The organism is Vibrio sp. Vb1980, from assembly GCF_033338615.1.
Lineage (GTDB): Bacteria > Pseudomonadota > Gammaproteobacteria > Enterobacterales > Vibrionaceae > Vibrio > Vibrio alginolyticus.
This window is the reverse complement of record NZ_JAWOSZ010000024.1, coordinates 1-17,900: the sequence shown is the minus strand read 5'-3', so window position 1 is coordinate 17,900 and position 17,900 is coordinate 1. Positions and strand designations below refer to the sequence as shown.

Here is a 17,900-nt window from a genome sequence, read left to right as displayed (position 1 = left end):
CCTGTTAAGCTTACTCATTAGTGTTCGCTGCACCCTATCTCATTTGGTCATGAGCAAATAAAAAGCCACCAATGTTGCCATTGGTGGCTTTTATAATTTTGTTCGTGTCACTCTAGTTTGAGATTAACGAGTACCGTAAACCACGATGGTTTTACCGTGAGCAGAGATTAGGTTCTGCTCTTCTAGCATCTTCAAAATACGACCTACTGTCTCACGAGAACAGCCAACAATTTGACCGATTTCTTGACGAGTGATCTTGATTTGCATGCCGTCTGGGTGAGTCATTGCGTCTGGTTGTTTTGCAAGGTTCAGAAGCGTCTGAGCGATACGACCAGTTACGTCTAGGAACGCCAGGTCACCCACTTTTTGGCTAGTTACTTGAAGACGACGAGCCATCTGCGCAGAAAGACGCATTAGGATGTCTGGGTTTACTTGGATAAGCTGACGGAACTTCTTGAAAGAAATTTCAGCAACTTCACAAGGAGATTTAGCACGAACCCAAGCTGTGCGCTCTTGGTCTTCCTCGAATAGACCAAGTTCACCAATAAAGTCTCCTTGGTTTAGGTAAGAAAGGATCATCTCCTTACCTTCTTCGTCTTTGATAAGAACCGCAACAGAACCTTTAACGATGTAGTACAAAGTTTCTGCCTTTTCGCCCGCGTGAATTAGCGTGCTCTTTGAAGGGTACTTATGAATATGACAGTGTGAAAGAAACCACTCTAATGTTGGGTCGGTTTGAGGTTTACCTAGAACCATAATATCTCACTTCCTCTGCAGGGTACGCTTGCGCTATCCATATTTTAGCTAAGCCTGAATTAGGCCTACTAGAATAAGAGCACTTTTTATATGCTGCAAGCTCTCTTGTGTTTCGGTAAGAAATAGTATCCTTTTTCGAAAACGATTTCTTGATTTTAATCGTGCCATGATTGAGATTTTGTAAGCAAAACTGTGCACATGATCACGGTATGAAAAGTAAACATCTTCGCAGGCAGGTTTTTAGCCAATTTTCCCTGTTTCGATGAGCTGTTGTAGGATAGGCCGAACTATGAGCTCCATTGCAAAGCTCATCTTACCGCCGGGTACGACAATCGTGTTGTGGCGTGACATGAATGAGCCATCAATCATGGCCAGCAGATATGGGAAGTCGACATTCTTGATACCGCGTAGGCGAATCACCACAAAACTCTCATCCAAACTAGGGATGCCTTTTGCATTAAGTGGGTTGGAAGTATCAACGGTCGGTACGCGCTGGAAGTTGATGTGAGTACGAGAAAACTGCGGAGTGATATAGTTGAGGTAATCGTCCATGGAGCGCACGATTGAGTCCATTACCGCTTCACGCGAATGGCCGCGATCGCGAGTGTCACGTACGAATTTTTGGATCCACTCTAAGTTCACAATCGGCACCATGCCAATTAAGAAATCCACATGTTGAGCAACATTAACATCGCCATCGACCACGCCACCATGTAACCCTTCATAAAACAGCACGTCGCTGTTTTCGGGTAAGTCTTGCCACGGTGTAAACGTGCCTGGCATTTGATTGTAGGGAACCGCTTCGTCAAACGTGTGCAGATAACGGCGCACGCTGCCAGTGCCGTCATGCCCGAACTTACGGAAAAACTCTTCTAATCCCGGGAAGTCATTAGCTTGTGGGCCAAAGTAGCTAATGTGTCGACCTTGCTCGCGGGCTTTGCGGATTTCGATGTCCATTTCTGGGCGAGTAAAGCGATGGAAGCTATCGCCTTCAACCCATGCGGGTTTAACGTTCATCATATTGAACATTTTACGGAAGGCTTCAGATGTAGTGGTCGTGCCGGCACCGGACGAACCAGTAACCGCAATAATTGGGTGTTTAGCTGACATGACAAACCTTGTCGAAAATTACTTACCTGTAATGTGCAGTAGAGTTACTACTGCACGGTCGATATCCCACTATAGCACGTAACAATACCTTGTCATCGAGTGGGATACGGTAAAATGTGAAGGGTCTAAAATTTTGTTTTATGCTGAATATCGACGGTTTCGTGTAGCTCAGAGAACACGATAACCGCTTCACCTTTTTCCAATTGAGCTTTAACTTGATCAATTTTGTCATGCAAAGAAACCTCGACGGTTCCGTAATCCGTTCCTTCGCGTAAGACGAATTCACGAATTAAGTTTTCCAATGTTTCCGGCGCAATGTCTTGCCATGGAATGATCATAAATACCTCTAACTTTTATGATGAGCGGCTAGTTTACTGCGTTCGTTGCTTGGATACAGCAGAAAGGTAATCTGCGGCGATACTTTCGTAATACGCGGGCAGCGCTTCCTCCAACCAAAACTTAGGTTTTAACGCCGTTCCTGTCAGGAAGCCAACATGGCCACCGTGTTCAAAGAGACGGTAATCAATGTTATCTGGCAGAACAAACTTCGGGATCACATCGTCGGTCATGAACGGATCGTCTTTGGCATGGATGATCAGTGTGGGTAGCGTGATTTGCTGTAGTTTACTTAAGCCAGAGCATTGGTCGTAATAATCTTGTGCGTCTTTGAAGCCATGCAATGGTGCGGTAATCAAATCATCGAATTCATACAATCGTGTGACACGTTTTATTGAGTTGTAGGACAGCGCAAGCTCACCATGCAGTAGATGATGCTTTTGTAACGCGTTACGTTTCAGTGAAGAAAGCAGGTAACGGCGATACACTTTTGAAAAGCCTTGTTCAATACGGTTTGCACACGCAGCTAGGTCTAAAGGCGCTGAGATAATAGTCGCTGCATTCAAAATAGGGTGGTCTTTATATTGGGCTAAATAATTCGCCAACATGTTACCGCCAAGAGAAATACCAACTGCAACTTTGGGATTATCAGGAAAACGTTGTTCAAGGTGCTCTAGGAAGTAACGAGCATCCGTCACTTCTCCCGAGTGATAAGCTCGTGCTTTTTTGTTTGGTTTACCGCTGCAGCCACGAAAATGCATCATCACCGACAGCCATCCAGATTGAGCAAATGCATTCATTAGCCCATTGGCATAAGGGCTATAGAAGCACCCCTCTAACCCATGAAATAAAACAAAAATCGGCTTTTTTTGTGCAGGCTCTTGGGTTGGGTCCTCGCTCCACGCGAGATCGAGAAAGTCGCCATCGGATGTATCGAGGGTTTGCCAAATCGGCGTAAATAACGCTTTTTTGCGAATAAAACGCGGCAAAAGCGTTTGGAGATGCGGGTTTTTGATCCCGGCGGCTGCGAAAAATTGTGTCATACCTAACTGCTCTTATGCGGTCCTTCGGTGTCCGTTGAAGAACTTATTAATATAATCCTTTATAAAGATTATAGGTATTCTACAGATTTATGGGCGTTTTGGTGGTTGAATGTTTGGCACCGGAATAGCAAAGGCTTGCTGCAAATGCTCCCCACCGAGTTGACGACAGTATCTCAACGTCAGTGGGTCACCATCATTTTTGAGTAGTGCAAGTGAGTTAATGCAGTCCACCAAATCCGCTTGTTGCTGCTTTTCTAGTTGCAGCTCAAACTGCAAGGTCTCACGATACAAAGCGTCATTGACTTGAGACTTAAGGTGGCGACGAAGGTCGCGAAAGGAGTGAAGTAAAGTTTCGCTTCTACCTAGACAGTCTTGCACCAAGGGCCAGTCTTTTTCTTGGAAAATGAGTTGCTGCTCATCGAGCCATCTGAGCAGCAGGAGTAGGTTCACGTTACCGTGGTAGTTGTTTTGCAATGATAAGCACGCCTCTTTCACTTCTCGCACACCATAAAACTGCAGACTAAACTGCCAAAGGTGTTCTAGGGTGAGTGTGTATTCAGCGTGTTGATTACTCATTGATTAAACTCTAGCTCCATCTGCTCCAACGTTTCTTGAGCAGACATCCATTCCATTTCAATTTCTTCGAGCTCAGCCTTACTAGAAGCTTGAAGTGCCAGCACTTGGTTAAGTTTAGCTTTATTTTCGGCCGCATACAGTGAGTTGTCCGCCAATTGTTCTTCAGCTTCGGCCAGTGCAGCACCTAACTTATCCATTTTATTTTCTAGTTGTGTCAGCGTTTTGCGAATTGGCGCTGTCTGTTTTCGAAACTCTGCATCGCGACGTTTTTGCTCTTTTTTCGCTGCCGCGCTGTTGGCGCTATCTTTGGCTGGCTGTGCGGCTTGTGCTTCTTTGCGTTCCGCTCTTTGTTGTTCGGTTAACCACTTGTAATAGTCATTTAAGTCACCGTCGAACGGAGCAACTTGTCTATCATGCACTAAATACAAGTCATCGGTCGTAGCGCGCAGTAAATAGCGGTCGTGCGAAACAATCACCATCGCACCTTCGAATGTTTGCAGTGCCATCGTAAGTGCTTGGCGCATGTCCAAGTCTAAGTGGTTGGTCGGTTCATCAAGTAGCAACAGGTTTGGCTTTTGCCACACAATTAAAGCCAATACCAAACGGGCTTTTTCGCCACCAGAAAACGGCGCAACTTTTTCTAGTGCTTTGTCACCTTGGAAGCCAAAGCTACCTAGGTAATCACGTAGCTGCTGTTCGGTTTGATCGGGTGCGATTTGCATCATGTGTTGCAGCGGCGTTTCTTCAGGGTGAAGCGTTTCTAACTGGTGCTGAGCGAAGTAACCAATTTTCACGCCTTGTGAGTAAGTTAGGTCACCACCTTGCGCGTTAAGTTCACCAGAGAGCAGCTTGATTAATGTCGATTTACCCGCACCATTACGGCCGAGTAGACCAATACGACTGCCAGGAACCAAGTTCAAGCGGATCTTCTCTAAGATGAGGTTGTCACCGTAACCTGCAGATACTTCATCCATCATCATGATTGGGTTTGGCAGCGCAGCTGGCTCACGGAATTGGAAGCTAAATGGGTTATCGAATTGAGCTGGTAACACTTTCTCCATGCGCTCCAAAGCTTTAATACGGCTTTGAGCCTGGCGTGCTTTAGAGGCTTTGTAACGGAAGCGGTCGATGTAGCTTTGCATGTGAGACATCTGCTTCTGTTGCTTTTCAAACATCGCTTGTTGTAACACCATCTTTTGTGCGCGTTGGTTTTCGAATGACGAGTAGTTACCCGTGTATTCGTTCAGCTGCTGATTCTCGATGTGAATGATGCGACCAACGATCGGATCCAAGAAGTCACGGTCGTGCGAGATCAGAATCAGCGTGCCAGGGTAGTTTTGTAGCCAACGCTCTAACCACATTACCGCGTCCAAATCCAAGTGGTTGGTTGGTTCGTCGAGTAGCAGTAGATCAGAACGACACAATAGCGCTTGAGCCAAGTTAAGACGCATACGCCAACCACCCGAGAATTGGGTCAAACTCCAACTCATTTGCTCTTGGCTGAACCCTAAACCATCGAGCAGTTCTGCCGCGCGAGCGCGAATGCTGTAACCACCAATGGTTTCAATTTTACCGTGTATCTCGGCAACTAGGGTTCCGTTGTCTTGTGTTTCTGCTTCAGCTAACTGCTTTTCGAGAGCGCGGTACTCGCGATCACCATCAATGACGTATTCCAGTGCAGTGCGCTCTAGCGCAGGCGTTTCCTGTGCGACCCAGGCCAACTCCCAGTGTTGAGGTTGGCTAAATGAGCCAGCATCAATTGACAGTTCATCTTTCAGTAGGGCAAACAGCGTTGATTTACCGCAGCCGTTTTTGCCCACAAGACCGACTTTATCGCCAGGGTGAATAGTCGCAGAAGCTTGGTCTAAAAGAGGTTTACCGCCACGCAGTAACTGAATATCAGAGAAGGTAATCATAAAGTTTTCATTCACTTTGCGCAGTGCGCGTTGCTTGGTTACATAGCGAAGTGGTTTCAATCGTTTTTAAAGCCACTTGGGTATATATCTAGCGGTGAATAGTAGGGGTATTGGCCGGAAAAGTCGATTGATTCGCTTTAATTGCATTATGCTGTACAAAAAAGTATAACAATTTGATAACGGATAAAAATAACCACAAGGACGACCATTTGGCTGTTGCACCGTCTATTCTCCCAAAAGTTCTGGTCATTTATGCTCATCCAGAGCCACATAACTCGATTGCCAATCAAGTGATGATAAAAAAAGCTCAGTCGCTTGATCACGTCACTGTGCACGATCTTTACGGTGTTTACCCCGATTTCTTTATTGATGTGAATTACGAACATGAGTTGTTGCTCGCTCACGATGTGATTGTATTTCACCACCCACTTTATATGTATTCATGTCCAGCCCTATTAAAAGAGTGGCTAGACCGAGTGTTAGGTAAAGGCTTTGCGTTTGGCGGAGGTGCGGCGCTAGAAGGAAAATACTGGCGCAGTGTCATTACAACAGGTGGTAAAGAAGAAGCCTTCAGCGCGAAGGGGTACAACAAATACCCACTTGAGCAAATCTTGCAACCGTTTGAACTGACGGCAGCCCTATGCCAAATGCACTGGATTGAACCTCTGGTGTTGTATTGGTCAAGAAATGTTTCGGATATTGAACGCTACGAACATGCTGAGTTATACCGTGGATGGCTGAGTAACCCACTTGAAAACTGGCAAGCGGCAGATCGAGGAGGTCAGTATGGCGATCACCAGTGAGTTTCTTCAAAGCAGTGTGGTCTTTCTTTCGGCTGCGGTTATTGCGGTGCCGATTGCTCAGCGCCTTGGGCTTGGCTCGGTTTTAGGTTATTTACTCGCTGGTGTGTTGATTGGCCCATGGGGGCTTGGCTTAATTAGCGACGTTGATGCCATTTTGCATTTTGCCGAGCTTGGGGTTGTGTTGTTACTGTTTTTGATAGGGCTGGAATTAAACCCTAAAAAATTGTGGCAGATGCGAGGGCCGATTTTAGGTTTAGGCGGTGCGCAGGTTGTGGTCACGACCGCCGTGATTGGTAGTGTCGTCAGTATGTTTGGCGTAAGCATGCAAGTGAGTTTAGTGATCGGGATGGGGTTGGCGCTGTCCTCGACGGCGATTGCGCTTAAAGTCATTGAAGAGCAAGGGCTTAATGGTACCGAAACGGGGCAATCTGGTTTTGCGGTGCTGCTCTTTCAAGATATTGCAGTGATCCCGATGCTGGCGATGTTGCCCTTGCTAGCAGGCGGGCATAGTGGTGGAAGTTGGTTGGATGTCTTCACTATTTTAGGCAGTGTGGTAGCACTGTTGATTGGTGGTCACTTTTTACTACGTCCGCTATTTCGTTTTGTCGTGATGAGCGGCGTTCGTGAACTCTTTACCGTTGCTGCACTTTTAGTCGTGCTTGGCATTTCGGTCGTGATGCAAAAGCTCGGCCTTTCGATGGCATTGGGGACTTTTTTAGCAGGCGTTTTGCTGGCAGAGAGTGAGTATCGCCATGAGTTGGAAATCGCTATCGAGCCATTTAAAGGTCTGTTGTTGGGGTTATTCTTTATTGCGGTGGGCATGGCGGTAAACTTGGGGTTATTGGCATTACATCCTCTAGAGATTCTCGGTGCGGTGGTGGCTTTGGTCGTGGTTAAGGGTTTGGTTTTGTATGCATTGGCGAGAGCTGCCCGTGTCGGAGCCAAAGCGAGAAGCCGTATGGCTGCAATTTTGAGCCAAGGCGGTGAGTTTGCCTTTGTCATATTTACCGCGGCGAGCCAAGAGGGCATTTTGTCCAAAGAGCAAGTGGCGTTTCTGTTGGTGGTGGTCAGTCTATCCATGGTGACGACTCCTCTTTTGCTGATGGGACAAAAGAAGTGGTTTGCTCATACCCTGAATCAAGAAGAAGAGGGCATGACCACGAAAGTCGTGGATCGCCGACCACGCGTTATCATTGCAGGCTTTGGACGTTTCGGTCAGATCGTCGGACGTTTAATGTATGCCAATAAAATCAAAGTGACAGTATTAGAAAGTGATGCCAGCCAAATCCACCTATTACGTAAGTATGGTTACAAAGTGTTTTATGGCGATGCTACACAAATTGACCTATTGAGGGCTGCTGGCGCTGATAAAGCGGAAGCATTGATTATTTGTACTGATTCACCTGATGAGGTGATGGCCATCGTGGACATTTGTCGCGTGCACTTCCCGAAACTTAAGTTGTTAGCCCGAGCAAGAAGCCGTGTCGAGGCTTACCAGTTAATGAGTCATGGTGTAGAGAATTACTCTCGTGAAACATTTTTAGGGGCGCTAGATCTCGGTCGCCAAGCGCTCGTAGAACTGGGTATGCATCCTTATCAAGCAAAGCGGGCAGAAGCACATTTTCGCAAGTTGGATAATGCTATGCTTAAGGACTTATTGCCTCAACACAATGAAGATAAGAAATTAGCTCAAAGGGCGAAAGAGGCACGCAAAGAGCTAGAAGAAATATTTGGTCGTGAAATGGAGAGCGACCATCAGTCACCTAATCATTGGAAGTAGTACTTGAGCCAAGACTCAAGCTAAGGAAATAGCGTGAAAATCAAGAAACGTTTTATTGCAGGCGCTAGCTGCCCAAATTGCAGCCAGCAAGATACCCTGCGCTGGTGGATTGAAAATAACATCGAGTTAGTTGAGTGTGTCGAGTGTGAGTTTACAGAGCAGCGCAAACCACAATCTGTAGAGAAAAATAAACACTCAGATCAGGAAATGATCGGAATTTTTAAGCCGGAATAATTGAACTTCGATAATTGATCCCCATAATACACCCAGATATCTCAGTACTTAACCCCATTCAGGTTAAGTCAATTAATCTCCCTGGAGTTAGTATGAAAATTGAAAAGAACGTTGTTGCAAGCCTTGCATACAAAGTAATGATGGAAGACGGTGTCGTTGTTGATCAATCAACAGCAGAAGCACCCCTAGATTACCTTCACGGTCACAACAACCTAATCACAGGTCTTGAAAAAGAACTTGAAGGTAAAGTGGCTGGCGACAAGTTCTCAGTAACGGTAGCTCCTGAAGAAGCTTACGGTGAGCACAACGATGCGCTAGTACAGCGCGTTCCTGCGGACGTATTCCAAGGCGTTGAGCAAATCGAAGTGGGCATGCGCTTCCTAGCTGACACTGACCAAGGTCCAATCCCTGTTGAAGTAACAGAAGTTGACGGCAACGAAGTGGTTGTTGACGGTAACCATATGTTAGCTGGTCAAACACTAACTTTCGAAGTAGAGGTTATGTCTACACGTGAAGCAACAGCAGAAGAGATCGAACACGGTCACATCCACCAAGGTGGTGGCTGTTGTGGTGGTCACGATCATGACCACGATCACGAAGAAGAAGGCGGCTGCTGTGGCGGCGGTAGCTGTGGTTCTCACTAATCATAAGCTCCTTCACTAGATAATCTTATCTAGCAAAGCTTTGAAAAGCGCAAGTTGAGTTTTCAACTTGCGCTTTTTGTTTATCTAAGGTGTAGTGCCAACCATACAAGGAATAACAGTTGGACAAAGTGATGACGAAACCTTTCTCGATTGCCATTCATGGTGGTGCGGGCACCATCTTGCGTGAACAGATGAGCGATGAGCTGCAACAATCCATCTTGGCGGATTTAGAAGCTGCGGTAAAAGCGGGACATCAAATTCTAGAAACGGGCGGTGAAGCCTTAGATGCCGTCGTAGCGGCAGTGAAAGTATTGGAAGACTCTCCTAACTTTAATGCGGGTAAAGGCTCAGTGCTGACCAACAACGAAATGGTTGAAATGGACGCTTCTGTGATGGATGGGCGAAACCTTGCAGCAGGTGCGGTCGCAGGTGTTCGTCATATCAGAAACCCAATTGAGCTCGCTCGTGACGTGATGCGAAACAGCAATCATGTGTTGTTGGTGGGTGAGGGCGCAGAGAAGTTTGCTTTTGAGCAAGGCCATGAGTATACCGAGCAAGATTACTTCTTTACTGATCGCCGTTATGAGCAGTTGCTGTCTATGCGTGAGAAAGGACTGTTTGCTTTGTCGGAATCTCGTTACCCAGATGACCGTAAGCACGGTACGGTTGGTGCGGTAGCGTTAGATCAACAAGGCAACTTAGCCGCTGCCACCAGTACGGGTGGCGTGACGAATAAGAAATACAACCGAGTCGGAGATTCGGCTCTGATTGGTTGTGGTACGGTGGCCGAAAATGGCGTTGTGGCAGTTTCCACTACGGGTGTCGGTGAGTTCTTTATTCGTAAACGTGTTGCGGAAGACGTTGCAGCACGTATGCGTTACTTACAAGAAGATATTCATACGGCTTGTGAACACATTATCCAAGGTGCTCTCAAACAGATGGGCGGAGAGGGCGGTTTGATTGCCATTGATGCTAAAGGTGAGATGCACTTTGCGATGAACAGTTCTGGCATGTACCGAGCAGGCATTAATACGCAAGGCGAGCTGAGCGTTAAAATCTACGCCGACGAATAGCTTCTTCTTGAGTACCTTCTTAAGTAATTAATACAACAAAGCCCAGAACATGTTCTGGGCTTTATGCTATTTGAGCCTGCATTTTAATAATGCGGTGGTGGGGTTTCTTCTGACGGATCGGCTAAATTCGACGAGTCCATATTTTTTACTTTACCTACCACATATTTCATCTGATCGAGCATCTTGGTAATTTGCAGTTGTTGCTGCGATAAAGCGCCGTTCAGATCTTCAATAGTCTGTTCTTGGAACGCAAGCTGACATTCTAAGTCATTAATGCGTGCTTCCAATTGCTGAATGATTTTTTCTGTCATGATCCGTTCTCTAACTGCCAAGCTTGGGCAATACCTGCTGAAGTAGCAGTAATTACGCGTTGTTTTGAATCAAAGGCTGCATCATACACGACCGCACGGGGAGGGCGAGTGTCTTTTTTGGGCTCCACTTCAAATCCACTCATTCGTTTTCCGGTTTGAGTATCCCATATCGACACACGGCCAGAAGGGCTTCCTGTGACTAGTTGAGTCCCGTCGTCAGAAAATCGTGCGGTAGAGAAAATTAATTGGCGTGACCAACTGCTCAACTGTGTGACTTCTTGTCCAGTTTTTAAATTCCAAACAATCGCTTGGTTTCCGCCATCAGATGTCATTGCTAATTTTCCATCTCTTTGCAGGGCCACGCGAACAATTCGTTGTTCATGTTCGAAGGTTCGTAGTACTTGTCCGGTTTCGGTATCCCACAGATACGCTTTATAGTCATTACCTCCGGTTAGGGCGAAGCGCCCATTAGGAGAAATGGCCACGGAATTGACTTTTTCACGATGCGCAAGGAACTCCATGCGACGCCCGGTGACTAAGTTGACATAAATTGCTTTACCGTTGGATAACCCAAGCAGAACTTGTTCACCATTACTGGTGATATCAACGTCGCGAATGAGCGCATCAGAGATAGACCAAAGGCCTTCGGATTGCGTCCAGCCTAGGTCCCAAACTGCGAAGTTCATTTGGCTTGCTGTAATTGCGTAGCGACCATTGTCAGATATGCGGATATGGGAAACCACATTGGCATCGGCATCGAGTTCACCCAGATTGGCTAGTTGTTCATTTTGCTCTAGGTCCCACAACATCAAATGACGTTGTTGAGAATAGAGCAGAGCAAACCGTCCATCTCTGCTAAGTGCGAAGCTCGTCGCACCTTGAGGTTCTATCGGCCAACGCTGCACTTCACGCTCGGCGAAAAAGCAACCATTTAACGTGGTGATGACAATTAAATATAGGAATAAATGAAAAATTCTTTGCATCACATCTAATAATCCGGTTTGTGTCTTAAGACATATAGCTAGTATATTGGTATAACGATTGTCTTCACTAGTCTCATAGAAGATTTGTGCACAACAACCAATGGCAGAGCCATTATTGGGAGAATTTAATGAAATCAGTTTTAAAAGTGTCGCTACTTGCTGCAACAGTTATGCTAGCGGTAGGTTGTCAGAAAGAAGAAACTAAAACAGAAACCGCACCTCAAGCAGAACAAGTTCAAGCAGAAACCGGCAAAGCGGTTCACTTTAAAACCGACGACGACAAAGCGGCATACGCAATCGGTGTTTCATTTGCTAACTACCTAAGCACAAGCATCGACAAGCCAAGCGAAATCGGCATTAATCTTAACAAAGATTTGGTACTAAAAGGTATCGAAGACGTCTTCAAAGGCAATGCTGAATTGAATGAAGAAGAAACACGTGCAGCACTAGAATCTCTAGACAAGCGTGTTGCAGAAAAGATGCAAGCACAAGCGGCTGAGAAAGCAGCTGAAGCGAAAAAAGCTGGCGATGACTTCCGTGCTGAGTTTGAGAAGCAAGAAGGCGTAGTGAAGACAGATACAGGTCTTCTATACCAAGTAATGACACCAGCTGAAGGTGAGAAGCCAAAAGACACTGATACGGTTCAAGTACACTACAAAGGTACTCTGATCGACGGTACTCAGTTCGACAGCTCATACGATCGTGGTGAACCTGCAACGTTCCCACTTAACCGTGTAATCCCAGGTTGGACAGAGGGTGTTCAGCTAATGCCTGTGGGTTCTAAATTCAAATTCGTTATCCCGCCAGAGCTAGCATACGGTGACCAAGACACACCAAGCATTCCTGCTAACTCAACGCTAGTATTTGAAGTTGAGCTGCTAAAAGTTGAGAACGACAACGCAGAGCAATAACAATAAGCTGCGATAAGTTATTGAAAAAGGTCCGTTTAACGGGCCTTTTTTGTTCTAGGTCACTAGTTGGTGAGTTTGCTAGGTTGCTTTTCAAATTTTCTGATAAACTTACACCAATTTGTTGATTTTTCGCTCGAAGGCTTATGACAACTACAGAAACAATAAACGCGGAGATGTTGCTCGAAATGGAATCCGTTAACGTGATGCCGTTTACCGAGCACGACAAAATCATTTTAAGATCTTATGAGGCGGTCGTGGATGGTATCGCCAGCCTGATAGGTCCATTTTGTGAAATCGTTCTTCACTCTCTAGAAGACTTAAATACCTCTGCAATTAAAATCGCTAACGGTGAAAACACGGGGCGCCAAGTCGGCTCACCAATCACTGATTTAGCGCTTAAGATGCTAAAAGACATCGAAGGCTCGGAGCGCAACTTCTCACGTTCGTACTTTACCCGTGCAAAAGGTGGCGTGTTGATGAAGTCGATTACTGTCGCCATTCGTAATGGCGAAAATCGCGTGATTGGTTTGTTGTGTATCAACGTCAACTTGGATGCGCCTTTCTCGCAAGTCCTTCAGTCTTTCATGCCGACGCAAGAAGCGAAAGAAGCGGCTTCCTCGGTCAACTTTGCTAGTGACGTAGAAGAGCTGGTGGACCAAACTGTTGAACGCACCATCGAAGAGATCAATGCGGATAAATCCGTGTCTAACAACACCAAAAATCGCCAGATCGTGATGGAGTTGTACGACAAAGGTATCTTCGATATTAAAGATGCCATCAACCGTGTCGCGGATCGCCTTAATATTTCAAAACACACCGTTTACTTGTACATTCGTCAACGTAAAACCGAGGATGATGAAAGGTGAGTAAACTGACTTACACGTTAGTGGTGAATGGTCCCGTTTATGGCAGCCAGTCAGCGCGCAGTGCTTATCAGTTCGCCAAAGTGGTGATAGAGCAAGGCCATCAGCTAGTGAGCGTCTTCTTTTATCAAGATGGTGTGACTAATGGTACTGCTTTGAGTGTGCCAGCCAACGATGAATTTGATCTCAATAAGGCGTGGCAGTCTTTGGCTAAAGAGCATGGTGTTCGCCTAGAAACTTGTGTCGCGGCCGCTTTGCGTCGCGGGATTGTAAGTGAAGAAGAAGCGAATCAACATGGTTTGGTTCAGAACAATCTAGCCGATGGTTTTGAACAAGCAGGCTTAGGTAGCCTAGCTGAAGCGATGTTAACCCAAGACAGAGTGGTACAGTTTTGAGTCAGTTAACTTATCTATTTCGTAGTGCGCCACATGGCAGTGCAGCTGGTCGTGAAGGTGTGGATGCACTGTTAGCCGCGTCGGCTTACTGTGAAGATATCAGCGTCATTTTCATGGGTGACGGGGTATACCAGCTTCTACTCGGACAAGACCCCAACAATATTTTGAGTAAAGATTACGCGCCGATGTTAAAGCTTTTCGATTTATACGACATCGAACAAGTCTTTGTGTGTTCAGAGTCGTTAACCCAGCGAGGTTTGGCGCAAGCGGATTTAGTCATTGAAGCCCAAGCGTTAAGCTCAGAACAGCTCAAAGATAAGTTACAACACGCTGGCAAGCTACTGTCTTTTTGAGGAAGTTATGTTACACATCATAAAAACAGTCTCTGCTCTAGAAGACGCCATGCCCTTATGCAGTGAACAGGATGACATCTTACTTATAGAAGATGCAGTGTACGCTGCTAACTCGCAACATAAAGCATGTTCCCACCTAAAAAACCGCAGCGTATTTGTGTTAGAGAGCGATGCGCAAGCTCGCGGTATTGCAAATCGTATCAGTCCATCGCTGACGATTGTGAATTACTCAGGCTTCGTTGAACTAACAGCAAAACAGGATAAATCCCTAACTTGGGATTGAACAAGATTTGCTGTCGACAAAGCTTTACGGATGAATTGTTCTAATTGAACAAAAAAGATCCGTATATTTCTTGACACACCTCTCACTGCTGCATAGAATTTTGCGTCCCTAACTGCATTGGCAGTTGGGGATAGATTTTTCACAAAGCTTACTTTCAAGTAAATCAGGAGCTAGTTAATGGCAACTATTAACCAGTTGGTACGTAAGCCACGTGCAAAGCAAGTTGTTAAAAGCAACGTGCCTGCACTAGAAGCGTGCCCACAAAAACGTGGTGTATGTACTCGTGTTTACACTACTACACCTAAAAAACCTAACTCAGCACTTCGTAAAGTTTGTCGTGTACGTCTGACAAACGGCTTCGAAGTTACATCGTACATCGGCGGTGAAGGTCACAACCTTCAAGAGCACTCAGTTGTTCTAATCCGTGGTGGTCGTGTTAAAGACCTTCCAGGTGTGCGTTACCACACTGTTCGCGGCGCACTAGACTGTGCTGGCGTAAATGACCGTAAACAAGGTCGTTCTAAGTACGGTGTGAAGCGTCCTAAGTCTTAATGGATTCCGTTAAGTAAGGCCAAACACTAAATTATTTTTAATTTTTTGAAAAAACTGAAAAGTTTTGGATAAAACCTGAAGAAGACAACGGAGATAAATCCATGCCACGTCGTCGCGTCATTGGTCAGCGTAAGATCCTTCCAGATCCAAAATTCAAATCTGAATTGCTGGCAAAATTCGTTAACATCCTAATGGTTGACGGTAAAAAATCTACTGCAGAGAAAATCGTTTACACTGCACTAGATGCTATGGCTGAAAAGTCTGGTAAAGACCACTTAGCTATTTTTGAAGAAGCTCTTGAAAACGTTCGCCCAGCGGTAGAGGTTAAATCTCGCCGTGTTGGTGGTTCAACTTACCAAGTACCTGTAGAAGTACGTCCGGTTCGCCGTAACGCACTTGCTATGCGTTGGTTGGTTGAAGCTGCGCGCAAGCGTGGTGAAAAATCTATGGCTCAACGCCTAGCTGCTGAAATGCTAGACGCGTCTGAGAACAAAGGTACTGCGGTTAAGAAACGTGAAGACGTTCACCGCATGGCTGACGCAAACAAAGCGTTCGCTCATTACCGTTGGTAATACCTTCTGTGCTGCGAGGTTCTCTCGCAGCACTTTTCTACACTCTAAGGTACACCTTAGTAAGAGGATACAATCGTGGCTCGTAAAACTCCTATTGAGCTATACCGTAATATCGGTATCTGTGCTCACGTAGATGCAGGAAAAACAACCACAACTGAGCGTATTCTGTTCTACACTGGCCTTTCTCACAAAATCGGCGAAGTTCACGATGGTGCAGCAACCATGGACTGGATGGAGCAGGAGCAGGAGCGTGGTATCACTATCACATCCGCTGCGACTACTACATTCTGGCGTGGTATGGAAGCACAGTTCCCTGAGCATCGCGTAAACATCATTGATACCCCTGGACACGTTGACTTTACTATCGAAGTAGAGCGTTCTCTTCGTGTACTTGATGGTGCTGTGGTTGTGTTCTGTGGCTCATCTGGTGTTGAACCTCAGTCTGAAACTGTATGGCGTCAAGCAGACAAATACCACGTTCCACGTTTGGTATTTGTAAACAAGATGGACCGTGCGGGCGCAGACTTCCTACGCGTTGTGAACCAAATTAAGAATCGTCTTGGTGCGACTCCTGTTCCAATCCAGCTGAACGTTGGTGCGGAAGATGAGTTCAGAGGTGTCATCGACCTTATCAAGATGAAAATGATCAACTGGAATGATGCCGATCAAGGCACTTCGTTTACTTACGAAGACATCCCAGCTGACATGATTGAACTTGCTGAAGAGTGGCGCAACCACATGGTTGAATCCGCTGCTGAAGCTAGCGAAGAGCTGATGGACAAGTACCTTGAAGAAGGTGAATTGACTGAAGCTGAGCTCAAACAAGCTCTACGTACTCGCACACTAAATAACGAAATCGTACTGGCTACTTGTGGTAGTGCGTTTAAGAACAAAGGTGTTCAAGCGGTACTGGATGCAGTAGTTGAGTTCTTGCCATCGCCTGTTGACGTACCTGCAATTAAAGGTGTCGACGAAAGAGAAAATGAAGTTGAGCGTCATGCTGACGACAACGAACCTTTCTCAGCGCTAGCGTTTAAGATTGCGACTGACCCATTCGTGGGCACGTTAACTTTCATGCGTGTTTACTCCGGTGTTGTAAACTCGGGTGACGCTGTTTACAACTCAGTAAAAGAGAAGAAAGAGCGTTTCGGTCGTATCGTTCAGATGCATGCGAATAAGCGTGAAGAAGTGAAAGAAGTTCGCGCTGGTGATATTGCAGCTGCTATCGGTCTGAAAGACGTAACCACAGGTGACACGCTGTGTGATCAGAACCACAAAGTGATTCTAGAGCGCATGGAGTTCCCTGAACCAGTTATTCAGATTGCTGTAGAGCCTCGTTCTAAGGCAGACCAAGAGAAAATGGCTATCGCGCTAGGTAAACTAGCAGCGGAAGATCCATCATTCCGCGTGGAAACGGACGACGAATCAGGTCAGACTCTGATCTCAGGTATGGGTGAACTTCACCTAGACATTATCGTTGATCGTATGAAGCGTGAATTCAGCGTTGATTGTAACGTTGGTAAACCTCAGGTTGCTTACCGTGAAACCATTCGTGGTAAAGCGGAAGTTGAAGGTAAGTTTGTTCGTCAATCAGGTGGTCGTGGTCAATACGGTCATGTTTGGGTCAAACTTGAGCCTTCAGAGCCTGGTGAAGGTTTCGTATTCGTAGACGAAATCGTGGGCGGTGTGATTCCTAAGGAATACATCAGTTCGGTATCGAAAGGTATCGAAGAGCAAATGAATAGTGGTGTTCTAGCGGGTTACCCTGTACTAGATATTAAAGCTACACTATTTGATGGTTCTTACCACGATGTAGACTCAAGCGAGATGGCGTTTAAGATCGCTGGCTCGATGGCATTCAAGAAAGGTGCACTAGAAGCACAACCTGTGATTCTAGAACCTATGATGAATGTCGAAGTAACCACTCCGGAAGACTGGATGGGTGACGTTGTTGGTGACCTAAACCGTCGTCGCGGTATCATTGAAGGCATGGACGAAGGTGTGGCTGGTCTTAAGATCATCCGTGCTCAAGTACCACTATCCGAAATGTTCGGTTACGCAACTGATCTACGTTCTGCAACTCAAGGCCGTGCGTCTTACTCTATGGAGTTTCACGAGTACGCTGAAGTGCCGAAAAACTTCGCAGATAAAATTATTGCAGAGCGTGGTTACTAATTGACGATTGAACTGCAAAAAGTTTACGACTTTTTGCGAGATCAGGGCGTCCAAATATTGCGCTAACGGGCGTTGGCGCATAAAATAACAATTTCTGGCGCGTCGTCGATCAATAATGATCACGACGAATCATAACTAGGAAGGAACACGATCGTGTCTAAAGAAAAATTTGAACGTACGAAACCGCACGTTAACGTTGGTACTATCGGCCACGTTGACCACGGTAAAACA

At 46.0% G+C, this 17,900-nt stretch carries 21 protein-coding genes; 13 read left to right on the top strand and 8 right to left on the bottom strand.

All coding sequences use genetic code 11. The features are described from left to right. Positions 1-123 precede the first annotated feature (123 nt). From crp to R7F64_RS22355, 6 genes are all read right to left on the bottom strand, one after another. Positions 124-756, bottom strand: coding sequence for a cAMP-activated global transcriptional regulator CRP (crp, locus tag R7F64_RS22380; RefSeq protein WP_005381432.1), 633 nt, complete (start codon positions 754-756; stop codon positions 124-126). Positions 757-996: 240 nt separating this feature from the next. Beyond that, positions 997-1,866, bottom strand: a complete 870-nt coding sequence (locus R7F64_RS22375; protein WP_005381434.1) for a phosphoribulokinase — start codon at positions 1,864-1,866, stop codon at positions 997-999. 125 nt (positions 1,867-1,991) lie between these two features. Beyond that, positions 1,992-2,204 (bottom strand): YheU family protein, encoded by a 213-nt coding sequence (locus R7F64_RS22370; protein ID WP_005381436.1) that lies wholly within the window; start codon positions 2,202-2,204, stop codon positions 1,992-1,994. Between the two features lie 33 nt (positions 2,205-2,237). Continuing rightward, entirely contained in the window at positions 2,238-3,245 is a 1,008-nt protein-coding gene (locus tag R7F64_RS22365) for a hydrolase (RefSeq protein ID WP_033907159.1), read from the bottom strand. Between the two features lie 87 nt (positions 3,246-3,332). Beyond that, entirely contained in the window at positions 3,333-3,821 is a 489-nt protein-coding gene (locus R7F64_RS22360) for a TIGR02444 family protein (RefSeq protein ID WP_033907158.1), read from the bottom strand. Beyond that, on the bottom strand, positions 3,818-5,737 hold the full coding sequence (locus R7F64_RS22355; RefSeq protein WP_053307381.1) for an ABC transporter ATP-binding protein: 1,920 nt from the start codon (positions 5,735-5,737) through the stop codon (positions 3,818-3,820). Before R7F64_RS22355 ends, R7F64_RS22360 begins: the two co-directional genes overlap by 4 nt. Before the next feature lie 209 nt (positions 5,738-5,946). On the opposite strand from R7F64_RS22355, the gene kefG reads away from it, so the two are divergent. The 5 genes from kefG (at position 5,947) to R7F64_RS22330 (ending at position 10,271) form a co-directional block, all read left to right on the top strand. Then, entirely contained in the window at positions 5,947-6,540 is a 594-nt protein-coding gene (gene kefG / locus R7F64_RS22350; protein ID WP_005381444.1) for a glutathione-regulated potassium-efflux system ancillary protein KefG, read from the top strand. Then, a complete protein-coding gene (kefB, locus tag R7F64_RS22345) occupies positions 6,524-8,320 on the top strand; it encodes a glutathione-regulated potassium-efflux system protein KefB (RefSeq protein ID WP_017633740.1) in 1,797 nt (598 codons plus the stop codon). Before kefG ends, kefB begins: the two co-directional genes overlap by 17 nt. A 33-nt stretch (positions 8,321-8,353) precedes the next feature. Next, a complete protein-coding gene (locus R7F64_RS22340; protein WP_005381449.1) occupies positions 8,354-8,554 on the top strand; it encodes a YheV family putative zinc ribbon protein in 201 nt (66 codons plus the stop codon). A 92-nt stretch (positions 8,555-8,646) separates the two neighbouring features. Further along, a complete protein-coding gene (gene slyD, locus R7F64_RS22335; protein ID WP_005381451.1) occupies positions 8,647-9,198 on the top strand; it encodes a peptidylprolyl isomerase in 552 nt (183 codons plus the stop codon). A 131-nt stretch (positions 9,199-9,329) separates the two neighbouring features. Further along, positions 9,330-10,271, top strand: a complete 942-nt coding sequence (locus tag R7F64_RS22330) for an isoaspartyl peptidase/L-asparaginase family protein (RefSeq protein ID WP_031777285.1) — start codon at positions 9,330-9,332, stop codon at positions 10,269-10,271. Between the two features lie 83 nt (positions 10,272-10,354). Here the strand turns inward: R7F64_RS22330 and R7F64_RS22325 are convergent, their stop codons facing one another. Beyond that, a complete protein-coding gene (locus R7F64_RS22325; protein ID WP_005381455.1) occupies positions 10,355-10,582 on the bottom strand; it encodes a SlyX family protein in 228 nt (75 codons plus the stop codon). Then, a complete protein-coding gene (locus R7F64_RS22320) occupies positions 10,579-11,565 on the bottom strand; it encodes a WD40 repeat domain-containing protein (RefSeq protein ID WP_017633742.1) in 987 nt (328 codons plus the stop codon). Before R7F64_RS22320 ends, R7F64_RS22325 begins: the two co-directional genes overlap by 4 nt. 128 nt (positions 11,566-11,693) lie before the next feature. On the opposite strand from R7F64_RS22320, the gene fkpA reads away from it, so the two are divergent. The 8 genes from fkpA (at position 11,694) to fusA (ending at position 17,669) form a co-directional block, all read left to right on the top strand. Continuing rightward, positions 11,694-12,476, top strand: a complete 783-nt coding sequence (gene fkpA, locus R7F64_RS22315) for an FKBP-type peptidyl-prolyl cis-trans isomerase (RefSeq protein ID WP_017821751.1) — start codon at positions 11,694-11,696, stop codon at positions 12,474-12,476. Between the two features lie 143 nt (positions 12,477-12,619). Further along, positions 12,620-13,342, top strand: coding sequence for a transcriptional regulator (locus R7F64_RS22310; protein WP_005382804.1), 723 nt, complete (start codon positions 12,620-12,622; stop codon positions 13,340-13,342). After that, entirely contained in the window at positions 13,339-13,734 is a 396-nt protein-coding gene (gene tusD / locus R7F64_RS22305; protein WP_047104026.1) for a sulfurtransferase complex subunit TusD, read from the top strand. The genes R7F64_RS22310 and tusD overlap by 4 nt, the downstream gene beginning before the upstream one ends. After that, a complete protein-coding gene (gene tusC / locus R7F64_RS22300) occupies positions 13,731-14,087 on the top strand; it encodes a sulfurtransferase complex subunit TusC (RefSeq protein WP_005382801.1) in 357 nt (118 codons plus the stop codon). Before tusD ends, tusC begins: the two co-directional genes overlap by 4 nt. Before the next feature lie 7 nt (positions 14,088-14,094). Then, a complete protein-coding gene (gene tusB / locus R7F64_RS22295; RefSeq protein ID WP_213907345.1) occupies positions 14,095-14,370 on the top strand; it encodes a sulfurtransferase complex subunit TusB in 276 nt (91 codons plus the stop codon). Between the two features lie 177 nt (positions 14,371-14,547). Continuing rightward, positions 14,548-14,922 carry a 30S ribosomal protein S12 gene (gene rpsL / locus R7F64_RS22290; protein WP_004399892.1) on the top strand — a complete coding sequence of 125 codons (375 nt, stop codon included), beginning with the start codon at positions 14,548-14,550 and terminating at the stop codon, positions 14,920-14,922. Between the two features lie 101 nt (positions 14,923-15,023). Continuing rightward, the gene (gene rpsG / locus R7F64_RS22285; RefSeq protein ID WP_005382796.1) at positions 15,024-15,494 is read left to right on the top strand and encodes a 30S ribosomal protein S7; all 471 of its coding nucleotides are present in this window, start codon (positions 15,024-15,026) and stop codon (positions 15,492-15,494) included. Positions 15,495-15,569: 75 nt separating this feature from the next. Continuing rightward, positions 15,570-17,669 carry an elongation factor G gene (gene fusA / locus R7F64_RS22280; protein WP_005382794.1) on the top strand — a complete coding sequence of 700 codons (2,100 nt, stop codon included), beginning with the start codon at positions 15,570-15,572 and terminating at the stop codon, positions 17,667-17,669. Positions 17,670-17,900 lie beyond the last annotated feature (231 nt).

Bases quoted from the DNA above. Each gene is read 5' to 3' on its own strand.
- R7F64_RS22375 (WP_005381434.1), bottom strand. From the start codon at position 1,866: ATGTCAGCTAAACACCCAATTATTGCGGTTACTGGTTCGTCCGGTGCC.
- kefB (WP_017633740.1), top strand. From the start codon at position 6,524: ATGGCGATCACCAGTGAGTTTCTTCAAAGCAGTGTGGTCTTTCTTTCG.
- R7F64_RS22325 (WP_005381455.1), bottom strand. From the start codon at position 10,582: ATGACAGAAAAAATCATTCAGCAATTGGAAGCACGCATTAATGACTTA.
- tusB (WP_213907345.1), top strand. From the start codon at position 14,095: ATGTTACACATCATAAAAACAGTCTCTGCTCTAGAAGACGCCATGCCC.
- R7F64_RS22355 (WP_053307381.1), bottom strand. From the start codon at position 5,737: ATGATTACCTTCTCTGATATTCAGTTACTGCGTGGCGGTAAACCTCTT.
- R7F64_RS22330 (WP_031777285.1), top strand. From the start codon at position 9,330: ATGACGAAACCTTTCTCGATTGCCATTCATGGTGGTGCGGGCACCATC.
- R7F64_RS22360 (WP_033907158.1), bottom strand. From the start codon at position 3,821: ATGAGTAATCAACACGCTGAATACACACTCACCCTAGAACACCTTTGG.
- crp (WP_005381432.1), bottom strand. From the start codon at position 756: ATGGTTCTAGGTAAACCTCAAACCGACCCAACATTAGAGTGGTTTCTT.
- R7F64_RS22365 (WP_033907159.1), bottom strand. From the start codon at position 3,245: ATGACACAATTTTTCGCAGCCGCCGGGATCAAAAACCCGCATCTCCAA.
- R7F64_RS22320 (WP_017633742.1), bottom strand. From the start codon at position 11,565: ATGCAAAGAATTTTTCATTTATTCCTATATTTAATTGTCATCACCACG.
- R7F64_RS22310 (WP_005382804.1), top strand. From the start codon at position 12,620: ATGACAACTACAGAAACAATAAACGCGGAGATGTTGCTCGAAATGGAA.
- fkpA (WP_017821751.1), top strand. From the start codon at position 11,694: ATGAAATCAGTTTTAAAAGTGTCGCTACTTGCTGCAACAGTTATGCTA.
- rpsL (WP_004399892.1), top strand. From the start codon at position 14,548: ATGGCAACTATTAACCAGTTGGTACGTAAGCCACGTGCAAAGCAAGTT.
- rpsG (WP_005382796.1), top strand. From the start codon at position 15,024: ATGCCACGTCGTCGCGTCATTGGTCAGCGTAAGATCCTTCCAGATCCA.
- slyD (WP_005381451.1), top strand. From the start codon at position 8,647: ATGAAAATTGAAAAGAACGTTGTTGCAAGCCTTGCATACAAAGTAATG.
- R7F64_RS22370 (WP_005381436.1), bottom strand. From the start codon at position 2,204: ATGATCATTCCATGGCAAGACATTGCGCCGGAAACATTGGAAAACTTA.